The 16977-nt window shown below is 72.4% G+C and carries 14 protein-coding genes and 1 pseudogene; 7 read left to right on the top strand and 8 right to left on the bottom strand.

The window, feature by feature from the left end:
- Positions 1-110: 110 nt before the first annotated feature.
- Positions 111-647: pseudogene (locus tag MFF56_RS25000) on the top strand (DUF808 family protein); the annotation flags it as partial.
- 94 nt (positions 648-741) lie between these two features.
- Here the strand turns inward: MFF56_RS25000 and MFF56_RS24995 are convergent.
- From MFF56_RS24995 to MFF56_RS24985, 3 genes are all read right to left on the bottom strand, one after another.
- Positions 742-2934 carry a molybdopterin-containing oxidoreductase family protein gene (locus MFF56_RS24995; protein ID WP_066918938.1) on the bottom strand — a complete coding sequence of 731 codons (2193 nt, stop codon included), beginning with the start codon at positions 2932-2934 and terminating at the stop codon, positions 742-744.
- A gap of 229 nt (positions 2935-3163) precedes the next feature.
- Positions 3164-7399, bottom strand: a complete 4236-nt coding sequence (locus MFF56_RS24990) for a hypothetical protein (RefSeq protein WP_066918940.1) — start codon at positions 7397-7399, stop codon at positions 3164-3166.
- 87 nt (positions 7400-7486) lie between these two features.
- Positions 7487-7930: a CesT family type III secretion system chaperone gene (locus tag MFF56_RS24985; protein WP_066918942.1), complete on the bottom strand. Its 444-nt coding sequence runs from the start codon at positions 7928-7930 to the stop codon at positions 7487-7489.
- 211 nt (positions 7931-8141) lie between these two features.
- On the opposite strand from MFF56_RS24985, the gene MFF56_RS24980 reads away from it, so the two are divergent.
- From MFF56_RS24980 to MFF56_RS24960, 5 genes are read left to right on the top strand one after another with little or no spacing between them, the layout of a single operon-like run.
- Positions 8142-8999, top strand: coding sequence for a Crp/Fnr family transcriptional regulator (locus tag MFF56_RS24980; protein WP_066918944.1), 858 nt, complete (start codon positions 8142-8144; stop codon positions 8997-8999).
- Entirely contained in the window at positions 8999-9235 is a 237-nt protein-coding gene (locus MFF56_RS24975; RefSeq protein WP_066918946.1) for an EscE/YscE/SsaE family type III secretion system needle protein co-chaperone, read from the top strand. The genes MFF56_RS24980 and MFF56_RS24975 overlap by 1 nt, the downstream gene beginning before the upstream one ends.
- 29 nt (positions 9236-9264) lie before the next feature.
- Entirely contained in the window at positions 9265-9582 is a 318-nt protein-coding gene (locus MFF56_RS24970; protein ID WP_082772853.1) for an EscF/YscF/HrpA family type III secretion system needle major subunit, read from the top strand.
- A 27-nt stretch (positions 9583-9609) separates the two neighbouring features.
- A complete protein-coding gene (locus tag MFF56_RS24965) occupies positions 9610-10803 on the top strand; it encodes an HrpJ domain-containing protein (protein WP_066918948.1) in 1194 nt (397 codons plus the stop codon).
- The gene (locus MFF56_RS24960; RefSeq protein WP_066918950.1) at positions 10800-11177 is read left to right on the top strand and encodes a type III secretion system chaperone family protein; all 378 of its coding nucleotides are present in this window, start codon (positions 10800-10802) and stop codon (positions 11175-11177) included. Before MFF56_RS24965 ends, MFF56_RS24960 begins: the two co-directional genes overlap by 4 nt.
- A gap of 49 nt (positions 11178-11226) precedes the next feature.
- Here MFF56_RS24960 and MFF56_RS24955 read toward each other — a convergent pair whose 3' ends face one another.
- The gene (locus MFF56_RS24955; RefSeq protein WP_156453503.1) at positions 11227-11412 is read right to left on the bottom strand and encodes a hypothetical protein; all 186 of its coding nucleotides are present in this window, start codon (positions 11410-11412) and stop codon (positions 11227-11229) included.
- 225 nt (positions 11413-11637) lie between these two features.
- Between MFF56_RS24955 and MFF56_RS24950 the strand changes: the two genes are divergently transcribed.
- A complete protein-coding gene (locus MFF56_RS24950) occupies positions 11638-11922 on the top strand; it encodes a hypothetical protein (RefSeq protein ID WP_238231512.1) in 285 nt (94 codons plus the stop codon).
- A gap of 32 nt (positions 11923-11954) precedes the next feature.
- On the opposite strand, the gene MFF56_RS24945 is transcribed toward MFF56_RS24950, so the two are convergent.
- The 4 genes from MFF56_RS24945 to MFF56_RS24930 form a co-directional block, all read right to left on the bottom strand.
- Positions 11955-12344, bottom strand: a complete 390-nt coding sequence (locus tag MFF56_RS24945) for a hypothetical protein (protein WP_066923870.1) — start codon at positions 12342-12344, stop codon at positions 11955-11957.
- Positions 12345-12404: 60 nt separating this feature from the next.
- Entirely contained in the window at positions 12405-12773 is a 369-nt protein-coding gene (locus MFF56_RS24940) for a hypothetical protein (RefSeq protein WP_156453816.1), read from the bottom strand.
- Positions 12774-12871: 98 nt separating this feature from the next.
- Positions 12872-15259, bottom strand: coding sequence for a secretin GspD/PilQ domain-containing protein (locus MFF56_RS24935; protein WP_238231511.1), 2388 nt, complete (start codon positions 15257-15259; stop codon positions 12872-12874).
- Positions 15260-15685: 426 nt separating this feature from the next.
- On the bottom strand, positions 15686-16504 hold the full coding sequence (locus tag MFF56_RS24930; protein WP_066927008.1) for a helix-turn-helix domain-containing protein: 819 nt from the start codon (positions 16502-16504) through the stop codon (positions 15686-15688).
- Positions 16505-16977 lie beyond the last annotated feature (473 nt).

The raw sequence follows: 16977 nt of genomic DNA, 5'->3' as shown, positions 1-16977 counted from the left end.
CCCGCGGGGATGCGCCATAGCCGATGCCGGCTACCGAGTGGCCGACATCAAATCGGAACGTTGGCCGGCTTCGCGTCGGAATGGGTGGCCGGCTTCCGTCGGAATCCGCAATCCTCTCCGCCGAGATCATGGCGATCACGCTGGCCGCCATCCCGGAGGGCAGCTTCTGGATGCGCGCGGCCGTCCTGGCAATCGTGGCGCTGGGCATCACGGTCGCGGTCTATGGCGCGGTCGCCCTGATCGTGAAGGCCGACGACGCCGGCCTCGCGCTTGCCGGCAATACCGCGCCCGCGCCGCTCGGAAGCCTCGGCCGTGCGATCGGGCGCGCCGTGGTCAAGGGCATGCCCGGCCTGCTGAAGCTCCTGGCGATCGTCGGCACCGCGGCGATGATCTGGGTCGGCGGCGGCATCCTGGTGCACGGGCTCGAGACCTACGGCCTCACGGCCCCGGCGCACGCGATCCACGCGGCGGCGGCGTGGGTCGGGGACTGGCTCCCGGCGGCCCGGGGCGGCATCGAGTGGCTCGTCACGGCCGCGGCCTCGGGCCTCGTCGGCCTCGTCGTCGGCGGCCTGCTGATCCCGCTGACGAGCTTCGTCCTGGCTCCGGCCTGGCAGGGCGTCGCGCGCCTGCGGCAGCGGGCGGCCTGAGCGGTCGCGCATCCCCACGGGTCCACGACGGCCGCGCCGAAGCGGAACCGGCCCGGCACAGGCCGGGCCGTCCGATGAAGACTCCGTGGCCGGCTCAGTTGGCGCGCGAGACCTCCACGAGGTTGTCCGAGAAGGACGGGGCGTGGCCCATGTCGGTGAAGGCGCCCGACGAGATGCTGTTGACCGTGCCCTCGTTGAGCTGGCGCCAGTAGCCCAGCGTCGCCACCACGATGCCGGCCCGCACGTCGTCGGTGATGCGGGCCACGCCCTTGAAGGCGCCGCGGTCGTTGGCGACCTGCACCCGGTCGCCGTCGCGGATGCCCCGCGCCTCGGCGTCCGCTTCGCTGATCATCACGAACTGCTCGCCCTGGCCCCGCTGCTTGTCCTCCATGTTCGCGTAGCAGGAGTTCAGGAAGTAGTGGCTCTTCGGCGAGACGATGTTGAGCGGGTAGCGTGCGGCGAGTTCCGGGTCGTTCGCGTGCGATTCCCGCGGGCCGAGATAGTCCGGCAGCGGGTCGAGGGCCTCGCCGGGCTGGAAGCCCTCGTACATCTGCCGGAAGGGCGGCGCGACGAAGTTCGTGGCGCCCTCCACCTTCAGCATGCACTTGCCGGTCGGCGTCGGGAAGTTGCCCGCCCGGTGCGGGGCGCGGTCGTCGGGCGTGCCGACCTTCAGGCGGGCGAAGCCGTGCTCGCGCATGTAGGCGAGGTCGATCCCCTCGCAGGCCGGGGAAGACCAATCGACGTAGTGCTCGAGGCACTCGCTGTCGGTCCACTTGAAGTTCTCCTCCTCGAACCCGAGCCTCGCGGCGAGCCGGCGGAAGATCTCGTTGTTCGGGATGGCCTCGCCCGGCGCCTCGGCGCACTTGGTGTTGTAGGTGAGATAGAGGTGGCCCCAGGACAGGATCATGTCCTCCATCTCCGCACCCATGGTCGCCGGCAGCAGGATGTCGGCGTAGGAGGCGGTGTCCGAGATGAAGTGTTCGGCCGAGACCATGAACAGGTCCTCGCGCATCAGCCCCGCGACGATCTTGTCCGTCTCGGGCGCCTGCGTGACCGGGTTCGAGTTCCAGCACATCATCGACATGATCGGCGGGTCGAGCTGCATCTCGCCGGTCAGCGCCCGGCCGATCTGCAGGTTCGAGACGACGCGGGTGCCCTCCGGGATCAGGTCGGGGCGGCAGATCACGTCGAACCGGTAGGGGTGCTCCCAGACGCCGAACTGGGTGACGCCGCCGCCGACATGGCGCCACGCGCCGGTGAGCGCCGGGATGCAGGTCACCGCCCGGATCGTCTGGCCGCCGCCGTAGTGCCGCTCCAGCGCCACGCCCATGCGGATCGCCGCCGGCTGCGCGGTGGCGAGTTCGCGGGCGAGCGTGCGGATATCCTCGGCCGGCACGCCGGTGATGCCCTCCGCCCATTCGGGCGTGCGGGTGCGGGCCCGCTCCTTCAGCTCCTCGAAGCCGACCGTGTAATTGTCGACGTAGTCCTGATCGACGAGCCCCTGCGCGATGATCGCGTTGATCAGCGCCATGGCGAGCGCGCCGTCCGTGCCGGGTTTGGGCGCGATGTGCCAGTCGGCGCCCTTGGCGGTGCGCGAGGCGTAGGCGTCGATGACGACGACCTTGGCGCCCCGCTTCTGGGCGTCCTTCACGATGGCCCAGTGGTGCAGGTTCGTGCTGACCGAGTTGCAGGCCCAGATGACGATGTACTTGGAGTGGATGTAGCTGTCCGGGTCGAGCCCCGCGGTCGGGCCGACCGTGAGCAGCCACGCGGTGCAGGAGCCCTCGCCGCAGAAGGTCCGCTCGGTCACCGTGGCGCCCAGGCGGTTGAAGAAGGCGTCGCCCCCGTTCAGCCCGTGCACGAGGCCCTGGTTGCCCAGATAGCTGTAGGGGGCGATGGCCTGCGGCCCGTACTGGTCGATGATCGCCTTCCAGCGCGCCACGATGGTGTCCAGCGCCTCGTCCCAGCTGATCCGCTCGAACTGCTTCGAACCCTTCGGGCCGACCCGCTTCATCGGATGGAGCAGCCGGTCGGGATGGTAGTGGCGCTTCTCGTAGTCCTTCAGCTTCACGCAGAGACCGCCGCGGGTCATCGGGTGATCCGGGTTGCCGCGTACGCCCTGAAGCTGACCGTCCTTGACGTCGAACAGCATCGAGCAGGTGTCGGGGCAATCGTGCGGGCAGCCGCCGAAGAACGTCTCGGTCACACCCTCCGACTTGGCGCCGGATTCCTTGGCGCCGGCTTCCTTGGCGCCGAGCAGGGACTCGGGATTGACGATCTCGTTCATGTTTCCTCCGCGGTCGAGCGCCCGGCCTTCTTGGCGTTCCGGGTGGCGTGCTCGGTCCGACCTCAGGATGCATGGAACCGCGAACAATTCCAAATAGAACCCCCGGGCCGGGCACCGGGCTGGCGCGTTCCCGCCGGCCTCGCCCGCCCGCGGGCGGGCCGCGGCTCTCAGTCCTTGTTTCGACGCGCTCTCTTTCGCCGAACCGGCATCCACTTCGGCGCAGAGCGCTCTAGACAGGTCGGCCGGCGAACCGGGCCGCCGCGATCTCCTGGCGGCTCGCCAGCCCGTGCGCGCGCGCGATGTCGATCACGTAGAGCGGTATGGCGGTATCGACGCCCGCGGTGTCCCGGTCCCGGAGCAGGCGCACGGCGCAGGGCTGGAAGTTGGCCTCGTCCCCCAGCACGGCGTTCGCCTCGCTCTTGAACATCCGGGCGAGCTCGGTGTCGCCGTCCGCGGCGGCCGCGCGCTGCAGCCGGTTCAGGCCCTGCACGAGGTCGCGGGCCGCCGGCGTCAGGGTGGAGATGACCTCGAGGCTGCGCTCCTGCGCGTCGGCGGCGGCCGCGTCGAGGACCCCCCGGAATGTGTCGCGCAGGGCCGGGTCGGCCTCGAGCAGGTCGCGCGTGGGCCGGTTCAGCACGCCCCACAGCGTCTGCGCGGTGTCCAGCACGCCGCGCACCTGCGTGCGCTGCACGATGGTGGCCTGGTCGAGTTCGGCCGACGCGTCGTCGCCCACGCGCAGGTTGCGCACCGTCATCTCGCGCGTCACCGCCTTGCTCCAGACGAGGTCGTGCGGGATCGCGCCCAGCGCCTCCTTGGCGATCAGCCCCAGGAGCGCGTTGCCGCCCGTCGCCGCGAGGCCGAAGCCCTGCTTGCCCGCCGTCTCGGCGGCCGAGGCCTTCAGGTTCGTCAGGGTGTCGGGGTTCAGGTTCCCCGCCAGCACGTCGCCCCTGGCCGCCGCGCCGGCCGCCTTGCCCAGCGCCTGCAGGTCCATCGCGGCGCTCGGCGTGATGCCGAACGACACCTCGTAGCGGGTGGTCTCGGTCCGGTAGGTCCGGTCGAGCGACGTGCCGCTCTCGGAGCGCAGGTCCCCCGAGGCGGCCGCCCGGGCCGCGACGCCGAGCGTGAGGCCGCCGGGCTTCTCGGTCCAGGACCCGCCCCGGGTGTCGGCGCCCGCATGCGCGGCGCGGAAGCCGATGCGGGCGGCGCCCGACAACGCGGCCTCGACCTGTCCGAAGGTCACGCTCACCGCCGTCGGGTCGCGCATCGCGTCGATGACGTCGCGGCCGGGGGGCTCGCCGTCGAGCGTCGCCATCAGCGCTTCGACCACGGCCTTGCCGTCCGCCAGCGTGAGCATCTCGCCCCGGCTGGAACCGCCGCCGACCCCGAGCCCGCCCGTGAGGACCGCCTCCGCCCGGAAGCCGGTCGCGGTGAAACCCGTGTCCCTGAAGCTGTCCGGGCTGAGGCCGACCGAGGCCTGGACCCCGGCCGTCGCCTTCAGGCCCTTGAGGCCCCCGACCTCCCAGCCCCCCTCGGTCCGGCGGATCACGAGGTCGCGGGTCGTCTGGCCGCTCAGCCGCACCGTCACCGACGACAGGAGCGCGGGATCGAGCTTCTGCGTCCACTTGGCCGCCACGACCTGCCCACCGCTGACCGCGAAGCTGTCGCCCGGCTTCAGGGCGCCGACGAGGGTCGAGAGCTCGCGCGCGGTCCGCTCGTCCATCCGGGCCTGCTTGGTGACCTGGAGGGCGACCGCGTCCTTGACGGCCCCGACGTTGAGCACCTTCTGCCGCTGCTCGGCGAAGCCCGCCGAGGAGAAGAACGAGGGCGCGGTGCCGAGCGCCTCGCGGAAGTCGTCGAACTTGGCCTCGCGCGCGGCCCAGGCCTCCACGGAGGCGTCGGTCATCGGTGCCCGCAGGAGGGCGGTGATGCTGGCGCTCATCATCGCGGTGTCGACGCCGACCGCCCGGAGGCGCTCCTCGATCGCGTCCCGGTGCCGGGCGGGCTCGAAGGTGCTGCCGGGCGCGCCCCCGGTCGTCTCCAGCATCACCTCGGAGGCGACCATGCGGATGACGCGGTCGAGGGCGTCGTGCGCCGTCTCGTCGAGTTCGAAGGCGCGCCGCAGGTCCGACGAGCCGGTCCAGGCGAGGGCGGCGGCGACCTGCAGGTCCGCGCGGCCCTGGACGAGGCGCTTGAGGCCGGTGACGACGCTGCCTTCCGCCCCGACGACCACGCGCTTGTCCCGGGAGGCCTCGATCGTCCGGATGCCCTCCTCGATGGCCTTCAGCTCCGCGCGCGCCTTTGGGATCTCCTCGCGGAGCGCGATGACCGCGAGCGCGCCCGGGAGGGCCCGCAGGATCTCGGCCTCGCTCGGCCCGTCCGCCTTGATGCGGGCGACCTCGGCCTTGTCGAACATCCGCTCCAGCTGGTGGGGGGCCAGGGCCTGGACCGAGCGGGCGGCCCGCTCGGCCATCCCCGCCATGCGGATGCCCCCGACCGTGCCGTTGGCGATCCGGATCTCCTCGGCCGCGGCGCGCAGGACCTTGGCGGCGCCGAGGCCGTCGGGCTTCTCCTCCGCTGCGGCCCCCGCTCCCCGCTGCGCGGCGAGGGCGGCGCGATGCGCGTCCGTCCGCTCCTGCAGGGCCGCTTTCCGGTCGTGCAGGTCGATGAGGTCCCGCTCGATCCGGTCGCGCTGGGCGCCCGCCTTCAGCATCAGGGCGTAGTGTCCCGTCGGGTTCTTGTCGCCGAGGATCTTCGCCTGCAGCCCGATGACCACCCGCTTCAGCGCCTCCGTCTTCTCCGCGGGGGTCCCGGGCTCAGCGCGGGTCGGGTGGAGCGAGCGGAAGGCCTGCTCCCGGACGGTGTCGACGAGGTTCCGGGCGGCGAGGTCCGCCCGCTTGGCGGCGAGGCTGTTGATCGCCCGCTGGTTGTTCACGTCGCCCAGCGTCTCCTTGCCGACCTGGGCGAAGCCCGTCACCGCGGCCCGGACCTGGGCCCGGTCGCTCATGTTGCGCCGCCCGAGGGCGACGCTGGTGTCGAACACCTCCTGGGCGGTGCCGGCCTCGTAGCCGATGGTCTTCAGCTTCTCGGGATCGAGCCCGAGGAGGGCGACCACGCGCTCGGCCGATACGTGCCTGCCGGCCGCGCCCGGGTCCGCCTGCCCGAACAGGGCGGCCTGTTGGCTGCCGGCCTCCTCGAGGAGCTGCGCGTAGCGGGCGATCTGGAAGGCGCCGTCCTCGCCCATGGAGGCGAACGCCTTCAGCGTCTCGAGTTCGAGCAGGCCGCGCTCGGTCCTGACGGGCGCCTCGCCCGCTTCCTGCGCGCGCCGGCCGGCCGCGACCTCGGCGTCCGAGTCGATGTAGCTGCTCACCGCCCAGAGGAGCTGGGAGGCCACCAGCGTCGCGTTCGCGGGGCCGATCGTGCGGCCGAGGCGGCCGAGCTGCTCCTGCAGCGCCTCGTGGGTGCCCGCGAGCGCGCGGGCGGCCGCCATCTTGCCCTCGAAGGCCGTCAGCAGGTCCGGGCCGCCGGCCCGCAGCGCCTCGCGCATGCGCGCCGGCGCCGTGCCGCCCGCGGGCCCGAGATCCGCCCCGCCGAGCCGCTCCGCGTCCGCCCGGAACGCCTGCGCGGCGCGCTGCTCGAAGGCTTGGGAGCGCAGCTCCGTCGTGAGGGCGCGCAGGGGCGTCGCGCCGAGCTTGAGCCCGTTGAGGAGGTTGAGCGACAGCGCCTCGTCGTCCCCGCCCAGCACCCGCACGGCCGCCGCGAGGGTCGCGGCGAGGTCCGCGCCCCTCGGCTGGCTCCCGTCCACCACCGTCCGCATGGCGTGCAGCGGATGCTGCTCCGCGAGCGTGCGCACCAGCGCGCCCCCGGCGAGGTCGCGCAGGCTGCCGGGCGGCAGCCGGTCGCGCAGCGCCGCGAGGCCCTCCGCCAGGGCGGCGAGCTCGGGCGCGGATGCCAGCAGGGGCAGCTCGACGGCGATCGCCCGCAGGAGGAGCTGGCGGCGGCTCTCGCGCAGGGCCGGCATGTCCGCCTGCCCCGGCTCGGCGAGCCGGGCCTCGACCGCGCCGAGTTCGGCCGCGACGGCCGCCCGCGGGGCCGCCTGCGCCGCCAGGAGCGCCCTGGCGGCGGCGGCGCGGTCGGCGGCCGGCACCTCGGGGTCGTGGGCCCGGCCGTAGGCGGGCTGGAGCGCGGCGGCCAGCGCCCGCGTCTCGCGCGCCGCCGGGCCGGCACCCTCTGCGGCCGCGCGCTGCGGCGCGAGGCCGCCCGCGCCGAGGAACCGCTCCCTGACGCTGGCGGGCGGCGCCTTCGCGGTCCACGCCGCCGCGCCCGGCACGAGCCCCTTCGCGGGCCCGGCCCGTACGAGTTCGGTTGCGCTGCGCGCGGTCCCTCCCTCCGAGGGCTTCGGCCCGGCCTCGCCGGCGAGCGCGCTCACGTCGAGGCGGGGGCGGGGCGGCGTCGCGATCTGGGTCATGGCGCGGCTCGGGTTCGGAGCGGGAAGGAGGGGCAGTCCGGCCGCAGGCCCCTCCGGCGGCGCGGGGGCTCCTGGGGACGGGCGGCCCTACAGGCGGAAGGTGTAGCTCTCGGAGGCGAAGGGTTGTGCGGCCTCGGGCTCGCCGGACGCGGCGGCGAACCGCTCGCGCAGGGTCGCGACCGCGCCCAGATGCTCGGCCAGGATGGTGTCGAGCTGCCCGCCATCGCAGCGCCGCGGGACGGTCCGGCACAGCAGGATCGTCCGCTCCGGGGCATCGAAGGCGAGCCACGCCCCGGGCAGCGGCAGCCCGAACAGGTTCCACGACAGGGCGCTGCGCAGGTGCTCGGCCGCGTCGCTGCGCAGCACCGCCGCGTGCAGGAAGGCGACCTCCGCCCCGGCCGGGCATTCGAGCACGAGCGTCACGTCGCCCCGGAAATCGAGGCGTACCCGGCCGTCGGCATCCAGGCCGGCCTCCGGCCCCAGCAGCGCCCGCAGCGCCTCGCCGATCGTCGATCCGTCCGAATATGCCACGCCGGCCCCGCTGGTTCGCGCCGGCACGATAGGCCGCCGGCACGCCCGGACCTGTACCGTTGAGCACAGCACCCCGCCTTCGGTGAGCCGGAGGATTATTGAAACCGAATCCGGAAACCCTACGTACAGGCACCCTCCCGAACCGCAATACCAATCAAGCTTCCGAGCTGTCGCTCCGCTATGGATGGACCCTGACCGAGCGGGGGGCACGATGGATCAGGAGCAGAGCGGCCGGCCCGCACCCCTGGATGCGCTGCACGCCCGTGCTCCGGTCTTCTCCGATTCCACCCTCGTCGAGGCCCGCCGCGCGCCGCCGCAATCCCTGCGCGACAAGGCGCCGGGACCGGAGATGGCGCGGTTCGGCGACGCCCCTCCGGTCGGGCTCTTCGCCCGCTCGCGCGACTTCGCCGGCCTGGGTGCCGAGGCCAGGGCCGCGCTGGACAAGGCGGCGCTGCGCCGTCGCCACGCCCATAACGGCTTCATCTACCTCCAGGACGACGAGGCGGCGTACCTGTACTTCGTCGTCTCCGGCCACGTCCGCATCGCCTCGCTGATGGAGGACGGGTCGGCCGTCCTGCACGCCATCCTGCCGCCCGGCGAGAGCTTCGGGGAGCTCGGCGTGTTCGATGGCTCGACCTATTGCGACATGGCCACGGCGATCGGCCCGGTCGTGACCGCCGGCATCCCCGCGCAGACCCTGCGTCTTCTCTCGGACCGCTATCCCGAGATCGGCGCGGCGCTCGGCCGGGTCGTGGCGCGCCGCTATCGCGGCTACGTGATGCTGACCCGCGACCTCAGCCTCAAGACCCTCTCGGCGCGGCTGGCCCAGTCCGTGCTCCGGCTAGCGGGCCATCTCGGCACGCGCGCGCAGTATCGCGGCCGCGAGGTCGGCACGCTGGGCAGCACGGTGACGCAGACCGACCTCGGCCTGATGGCGCGCGGCTCGCGCGGGAACGTCAACCGTGTCCTCAAGACCTGGGAGCGCGCCGGCTGGATCGCCGTCGCGGATCGCTGCATCCTGATCCTCGACCGGGCCCGGCTCGAGGGCTTGGCCGTGGAGGATTGCTGATGGACGCGGACCGCCCCGAGCCGTCCTTCGGCATGACAGACCTCGAGGAGGCGCTGCGGGGTCCGTCGGGCGGCGAGGTCCGCCGCGCGTCCCTGGCGCGCCTCGACGCCGCCCTCGACCGGGTCGAGGTGCAGCTGCGGGCCGGCCTCGACCCGCGCCACCGCGCGCCGACGCAGAGCCTCCGCGCCGCGCTCGTCACCGCGCGCGACCTCCTGGCCGCCGCACCCACCGATTAGCCCATCACAGATCCGAGGAGAGATTCCCCATGGCAGGCAGTGCAGCACCGACCGGAACGTACTCGTTCTACGGCGCCACGGACAACACGCGCGGCACCTACGCGACGAACTTCAAGAGCTACGACGGCTTCGACCTGATCTGGCGGCAGAACTACCTCCAGGGGCAGATGAAGAGCATCGAGAACGACATCCGCAACATCGAGCAGAACGCCAACCTGTCGGACACCGAGAAGATGTTCTCGATGCAGATGGCGATGAACTCGTGGTCCGCCATCAGCAACCTGCGCACCAACATGCTGAAGACGGTCTCCGACACGCTCAAGTCGGTGGCGCGCAACGTCGCCTGAGGCAGGGCAGGAGCCCGGGGAGCAGCGATGTCCGGTTCCGCCGAGATCACCCGGCAGAATATCGCGACCTTCAACGCGATCTCGCCCGTCGGCGGCGAGGTCATGGAGGAGGCCCGCGGCAGCTACCGCGGCGAGACCGTGACCCTCGCCTCCGACGAGGCCAAGCTCGCCGACGCGGCCGAGGAGATCGGCATGTCGGTCGCCCACCGGGCCGACAAGAAGTCGCTCGGCCAGCGCAGCGTGCGCCAGGGCCAGGCCGCCTATCCGGAAGCGCTCGCGCGCCTGCGCGAGTATCTCGACGAACTCCCCGACATGCCGCGGGAGACCGAGCTCGTCGATCTCGTCGAGACGCTGCAATCCTTCCAAGACCTCCTGGCCGGGACCGGAAAGGGGGGCTCGGCCCCCACCAAGGAGGACGTGCTCGCCGCCCTCCAGGCCTTCGACGCCGACGTCACCCACCAGTATGCGGGGCTGGAGATCGCCCGCGCGCAGTTCGAGGCCGGCGGGGCGGAGCCGGCCTTTCTCGCCCTGCTCGACGAAGCGCGCAGCGCGTTCGAGACGAGCGCGGTCGGGCGCGACGTGCGGGCTGGCTTCGCGGCGGCGGCCGTCGCCTCGCGCGCGGCCGAGACCCTGGAGACCGATCCGGCGACGGTGCGGGACGTCTACCGGGCAATGCTGCGCGACACCCCGCATATGGGCCAGCTCTTCGACGCGCTCGGCAAGTTCGCGCTCCTCACGAACTTCGACGCGGCGGTCGAGACCTTCATGGCGGCGGCGGGACGGGACCTCGGCAGCACCGGCCCCTCGACCGACCCGCTCTTCCTGCACGGGCTGCTCACCGAACTCGGCAAGCTGAAGAAGATGCAGTCGGCCCTCGACGGGATGGGCGATCTTGTCCAGTTGACCGAGCGCGGTCTCCCGGCCGACCGCCGCGGTGCCGACGTGACCGCCCTCACGAGCCGGATGCTGAACTTCGCCGCCCTGGCGGGCGCGGGGGCGGCGGATGCCCGGCGCCTGCTCGGCAGCTTCGCCGAGCAGGGCCTCGGGGTGCAGCTTGCCTTCACCAACGGCCTGCGCGGCCTGCACGGCGAGCTGCCCGACGACGTGATGCCCTCGCTTCCCGCGCGCCTGCAGCAGGTCAAGGCGATCCTCGCCATCCTCGACGAGATCGTCGCGGCGGAGGAGGGCGTCTACGCGAAGGGCCAGGAGGAGACCCGGTGAGCTTCGGGCGCGGCTTCCTGCTGTTGGGTCAGAGCTTCGCGGACCGGCTCGGCCTGCCGCTGAGGCCGGCCCGCGACGGCAGCCTCAGCTTCGCCTTCGCCTCGACCGGGACGCTCTCCCTTACCCCGGCTCCGGACGGGTCCCGGGTCTTCGTCGGCCTCGCCCGTCTCGCACGGCGGGCGGACGGCGACCGTCTGCGGCGCGCGCTCATGCAAGCCGGTCATCAGGCCTCGACGGGCCGGGTCGTCCGGGTCGGTCTTGCCGCCGACGACAGCCTCCATCTCGTGACGGATCTGGCCGACAGCGAGCTTGATCTGCCCAGCCTCGACGCCTGCCTGCAGGAACTGTCCGGTCTCCATGACCGGATCGCGTGAGGTCGGCGCCGGCCGCCGCGCGGTCGGGCGCCTGTCGCGGGCGGGTCGCTCAGGCGGCGGCGCGCCATGTTCCCGAAGCGTCGGGATAGAGCACGATGCAGCCCTCGGCCTCGCGGGGCTTCGTCTCCGGCTCGTCCTCCCCATTCCAGGAGCGGATCTCGTGTTCGAGACACTCGCGCGAGATGATCCCGGTCGAGTACATCTGAATAATTTCGGTGATCGTGCGGCTCGGCATGGTCGATTGCCCTTGACGGGATGCGGGATTTGGGAACTCAATAGACTATTCCCGCTCTCGGTTCCGTCGTGCGCGTGCCGGACCGCACCTGTGCTGTCCCGGGCGGCGAGCGCACCTGCCCCGATCCCGCGCAGGGCTCTGCCGGCAGCCCTCGCGGCAGCGCTCCTGGCGCTCACGCTTCTCGGCGGCGCCGGGGCCCCAGCTCGGGCGCAGGACAGCCTGATCATGCAGGAGCTCGAGCGCCGGGAATACGAACTCGGCCTGCGGATGCGGGAGCAGCGGCGGCACGAGGAGATGCGCCGCGACGACTTGCGCCGCGACGACTTGCGCCGCGACGACTTGCGCCGCGACGACTTGCGCCGCGACGACTTGCGCCGCGACGACTTGCGCGAAGACGACCGGCGGGCCCTCGAACGGCGGGAGGATCTGCGGCGCGATGCGGCGCGGGAGGCGGAGCGTCGCCGGGAGATCGAGGCCGAGGATCGCCGTGCCCTCGACCGGCGCCGCTGACCCGGCGCGCCGCGGCACCTCCGGGTCCCGGGCTAGAACAGCCGGTTCAGACCGCCCACGAGGGCGCAGCGGCCCCAGACGGAGAGGCCGGCGCCGGTGCGGTCCACGTGATAGTAGTCGCCGGTCAGCCGCTCAATGTAGGTGGTGAAGGAGGGGTTGTCCGCGAGCACGATCCGGGTCGGCTCGACGGCGAGGTAGGGGCGCTCCGCCACCGGCTGCCAGCCGCGTCCGGTATTCTCGAGCCGGACGTAGCTGTGCCGGGCGCGCGAGAACACCAGCCGGATGCGCAGGTCGAGCAGGAAATTGTCGCCCAGGCGGCGGATGTCGCGGCATTCGAGGTCGCGCGGCGGAGCCGCGTGCCGCGCCTCCGCACCGGAGGCCGTGCCGCAGGCCAGGGCGAGCGCGAGGCCGATGAATCTCATGCGAACTCCGGAGGGGAATGGTCCTGGGGGCGGGCAGGCGTCCGCGCGGGCGCAGGTCTTCTAGTAGTTCAGGCGCAGCGCCGGCCCGATGCCGTAGGGCGTGAGGCTCGGCGGCCCCGCACCGCACAGGTCCGGCTCCGGGCAGACGATCGGAGGGTCGTCGTGGCGCCGGCAGAAGCCGGCCGCATCGGGCGCGAAACCCGCGAGGCAGCGCCCGGTCCGCAGATCGATCGCGTCGACGAGCGGGCGCGGCAGGAGCGCCGGCGGCGGAGGCGGCAGGAGGACCGGGGGCGCAAGTCCCGGCGCAAGCGTCGGGGCCGGATAGAGGGCATCGGGCGGAGGAGCGGGCGGGCGCCCGGGATCCGCCGCCAGGGCCGGCACGCCGCCGAGGCTCAGGCCGACCAGCCCGCACAGGATGAAGCGGGGCATCGCGCACGTCACCGCGATGGACCGCGCCGGGCGGCTCGCCCCGGCCATCGCATGCCGACCCTGAGATCCTGTTCCAATGTCCGGCTCCCGGCGGCGCGTCAGCGGGTGTGGACCTGCTCCTGCAGCAGGCGGGCGAGATCCTCGATCTGCGAGGCGTTGCGGGTCACCCGCGGGGTGAGCAGCAGGATCAGCTCGACCCGGCGGACGTTGTCGACCTTCTGCTTGAAGAAGTCGCCCACGACCGGCACCGTCTTGAGCACCGGCACCCCGTCCTCCTGCTGCTCCAGGCGGTCCTGGATCAGGCCGGCGAGCAGCACCGTGCGGCCGGATTGCAGCAGGATGTCGGACTCGACGCTGCGGGTGGAGATGACCGGCGTCAGGTTCCCGGCGAGCACCGATTGCGAGGGCGTGCTCACCGATTGGTTGACCTTCAGCGCCACGGAGTTGTTCACGTGGATCTGCGGCGTGATGTCGAGGATGATGCCGGTATCCTTGATCACGATCTCCTGCGTGACCGTGGTGTTGCCGAGGTTGTTCGCGGATTGCGAGCGCTGCGCGTAGGGAATCTGGTCGCCGATGACGAGCCGCGCCTGCTTGCCGTTGAGCACCGTGAGGTAGGGCGAGGAGATCACCTTCACCTTGGTCACGCCCTGGAGCGCGCGCAGCACCGCATCGACCCGGAGCGCGTTGCCGATGCGCGCGCCGATGGCCGCGACGCCGCCGAAGCCGTTACTCCCTCCACCGCCGACGCTGCCGGTGCTGCCGACGCCGCTGGTGCCGCCGCCGGTGTTCGAACCGGTCGCCGCGGTCCGGCCGTCGAGGCCGATGTCGGCGATGTTGCCCGAGCCCACGACGAAGCCCGCGCCCTGCAGGAAAACCTGCACGCCGGTCTGGAGCTGGTCGGTCAGCTCGACCTCGACCACGGTCGCCTCGATCACCACCTGGGCGGGCGGCACGTCGAGGGCGCGCAGCACCTCGCGCACCTTCTTGAAGAGGCTGTAGTTCGAGTAGACGAGCAGCGCGTTGCTGGTCTTGTCCGCCACGATGCGGGTACCCTGCTGGCCTGCGCCGAGACCGCCGCCGGACGCGGCCTCGGCCGGCGGTCCGCCGCGCGGCAGGCCGTTGCCGGGGCCGTTCGCGTAGGGGTAGGGCAGGGCGCCGTCCTCGACCGAGGCCGGCGAGAGGCGCGGGATGGGTGCGGGGTCCCGCACGGCCTCACCGCCCCGCCCGCCCAGGCCGCCGGGTCCGCCAGGTCCGCCCGCGAGCGTGCCGGCCCGTCCGCCGCCGCCGGCTTGGCCGCTGCCGAAGATCACCGCGAGGCGCTGCGCGATCTCGTCGGCCACGAGATGCTGCAGCGGGATGACCCGCAGCGAGACCTCGTCGCGCACCTCTGTGTCCATCGCCTCGGCGAGCCGCCGGACGCCGTCGATCATGCCGGGCGCCTTGGAGGAGACCAGCAGCGCCTGCTGCCCGTCGAGCGGCACGATGCTGACCGGATCGGAATTGCGGCTGCGGAAGAACTCGGTGAGCTGGCCGGCGATCTTCTCAGGCGCGCTCTGGCGCAGCGGGATCACGGCGACGCGATCCTCGGTCAGCCCGGTCTGGACCAGCCCCTTGATCAGCTTCTCGGCCTGGTCGATCTCGGCGGCGGTCGCCCGCACCAGGATCGTGTCGGGGTTGTTCGTCTGCACGAGCTCGATGCTCGGCGGCACGATCTGACGGGCGAGCGCGAGCAGGTCGCCGCCCGCGCCCTTGCGCAGGCGCAGGATCCGCGTCGTCCGCTCGCCGACGCGGCCGGCCTGGCCGGTGGCCTCGATGGAGCCGATCAGCTCCGGCTTGCCGATGTGGAAGACGCCGTTGATGCTGCGCATCTCGAGGCCGTTGCGGGCCAGGATGTCGCGCACGACCTGCAGCACCTGGGCCTTCGGCACCGGCTCCTCGGTGCGGAAGGTGACCGAGCCGCCCAGATCCTCCGGCGCGATGTAGCTGAGCCCGAGCGCGCCCCCGAGCATCTGCTTGAGGACGTAGTCGAGCGTGGCCTTGCGGAAGTCGACCGAGACTTTCTGGTCGGGGTCGAAGCGGCGCCCGAGCGAGTTCTGGAGCGCGGCGACGTCGCCCTCCACGGCTTCGTCGGCGGCCGCGTAGTTGAGCTTCAGCGTGCCGAGGTAGCCGGTCACCGTCCCCGCCCGGTTGTAGCCGAGCGGCGGCGCGTTGACCCGGCGCACGTCGATGTCCTGCGCCTCGCGGGTGCCCTCGCCGGTCCAGAGGCGCGGCCGATCCTCGCCCGTGTACAGGACGCTGCGCTGGTTGCGCGCCGAGAGGAAGCGGCCGTCGCAGTTGCGGGGCGTGACGTCCTTGTCGTTGACGACCGCGATGCCGGCCGTCGTGTCGGGATCGGTGCAGGCGTCCCCCGCGATGCTGACGCAGCCCGCCACGGGCAGGAGCAGCGGCGCGAGGAAGACCAGCGTGTGCGCGGTGCGGAACATCGGATCGGTTGATCGACTCTTCGCCAGGGAGAGGGCGCCGGCAGGTCCGGATCCCGCGATGCGTCTCCGCCGCCCCGACCGTCCGCGGTCGGACGGTCGGGGCGGCGGAAAGCCCTGAAGGCTCAGCCTCCGGGGTTAGGCTGCACTTCTTAACAAGCCGCTAACCATGATCAGAATTTCTGCAGAAACGCAGGATCGATCAACGCGATGTTAGGTTCTATGCGCTTGTGCAGATGGCACGTCGCAATATTGGCTCAGAAGAGCCGTCGCGATCGATGCGCGCGGATCTGGGATGTGTGCGCGACGCTTGCGTGGGGCCGGCGCCTGACCTGACGTCCGGCGGGCGCTGCGCGGGGCGGCCTTCCTATCCAGCATCTCGCCCGCGCCCTGTCTTCACCGATCCTGCTGTGGCGGATCAGCTCGGGTTCAGGCCGCATCCCCGCCGGCGGTACGCACCGGTACGAAGAGCTCGCGGGCGCGACCGTCCGCCGGCGTCTCCGCTCCGGCATGGAATTCGAGGCAGCCCGTGCCGCGGGGACGATAGCGCTCCTGCTGGGCCAACCAGCCGTCGATGACATCGTACCGGGCGGAGGCGCTCCCGGGTGCCTCCGCCTCCGGGATGACCGCGTACATGCCCGCGCCCGTCTCGAAGGCGTGGATCCCGCGCCCCGCCAGCGCCCGGATCTCGGACGGCAGGGCCGCGTGGACAAGACAGCAATCGACCCGGATCTGTTCGGGCGGCGTGATGCGCGGGTCGTCGTGGACGACCCGCAGGAGGCGGCGGTCGGGGCCGGTGCCGAGATCGGGCGGCAGGTCCTGGAGGAAGTCGCGCCACTGCACGTGGGCGTCGCACCCGGATCCGAGATAGCGCCGGCCGAGGCAGGTGATGGCCGCGACCCTGCGGATCGCGACGGTCCGCAAGGTCCCGGGATCGACGGCGCCCGTGCCGCGGCCCGCGGCGCGCCGGTAGCTCGCCGGGGAGCGGCCGAAGCGTCCGGTGAAGGCGCGGGTGAAGGCGGCCTGGCTGCCGTACCCCACCGCTAGGGCGATGGCCACGATCGGCTCCCGCGACCCGCGCAGATGCAGGGCCGCCGCGTCCAGCCGGATGCGGCGGATGTAGTCGCTCACCGTCTCGCCGGTCCGCGTCTGGAACAGCCTCAGGAAGTGGAACTGCGACAGGCCGACCGAGGCCGCGAGGGCCGCGGTCGTGGGCGGCGTGTCCAGCCGCGCCTCCGCGAAGCGCATGGCCGCGGCGATCCGGACATCGGCGATGCGACGGAACGGCTGTCCGTGCCCGCATCGGCCCGCCGGACCGCGTTCGAAGGCGTTGCTCGCCCCGGTCAGATCAGGAGTCGGCACGTCTCCGCCCCAAGCCTCATCTCGCAAGGTCTCTCGCGATACTATGTCCGGTCACGTACGCTCGTAGGATGCCGGCGTTCCGTACAGCAAGGTTGCGGGGCGGGAATCTTTTGATCCAGCGTCTCAGGCCGGCCCTCAAGACAGGCGAATTGCCTTGCGGAACGGTAGAGTGGGGCGGCTCGACAGATCGCGGCGGCTCGAGAGCGTGGGGCCCGGGACGTGATCCGGCACCGTCGGGCACGGTTCCGGGGGAGGACCCGGATCATCTATCGATCGCGGCGCCGGGGTCTGGATCGGGCGGTCGAGATCGGACATGGATTGGCCGATCGTCCGGCCTCACCGTCCGCCGGGTTCACCGC

Origin of the sequence: Methylobacterium hispanicum (genome assembly GCF_022179285.1) — a bacterium.
Lineage (GTDB): Bacteria > Pseudomonadota > Alphaproteobacteria > Rhizobiales > Beijerinckiaceae > Methylobacterium > Methylobacterium hispanicum.
The sequence above is the reverse complement of the archived record's forward strand: the minus strand, read 5'-3'. Positions and strand labels throughout refer to the sequence as shown.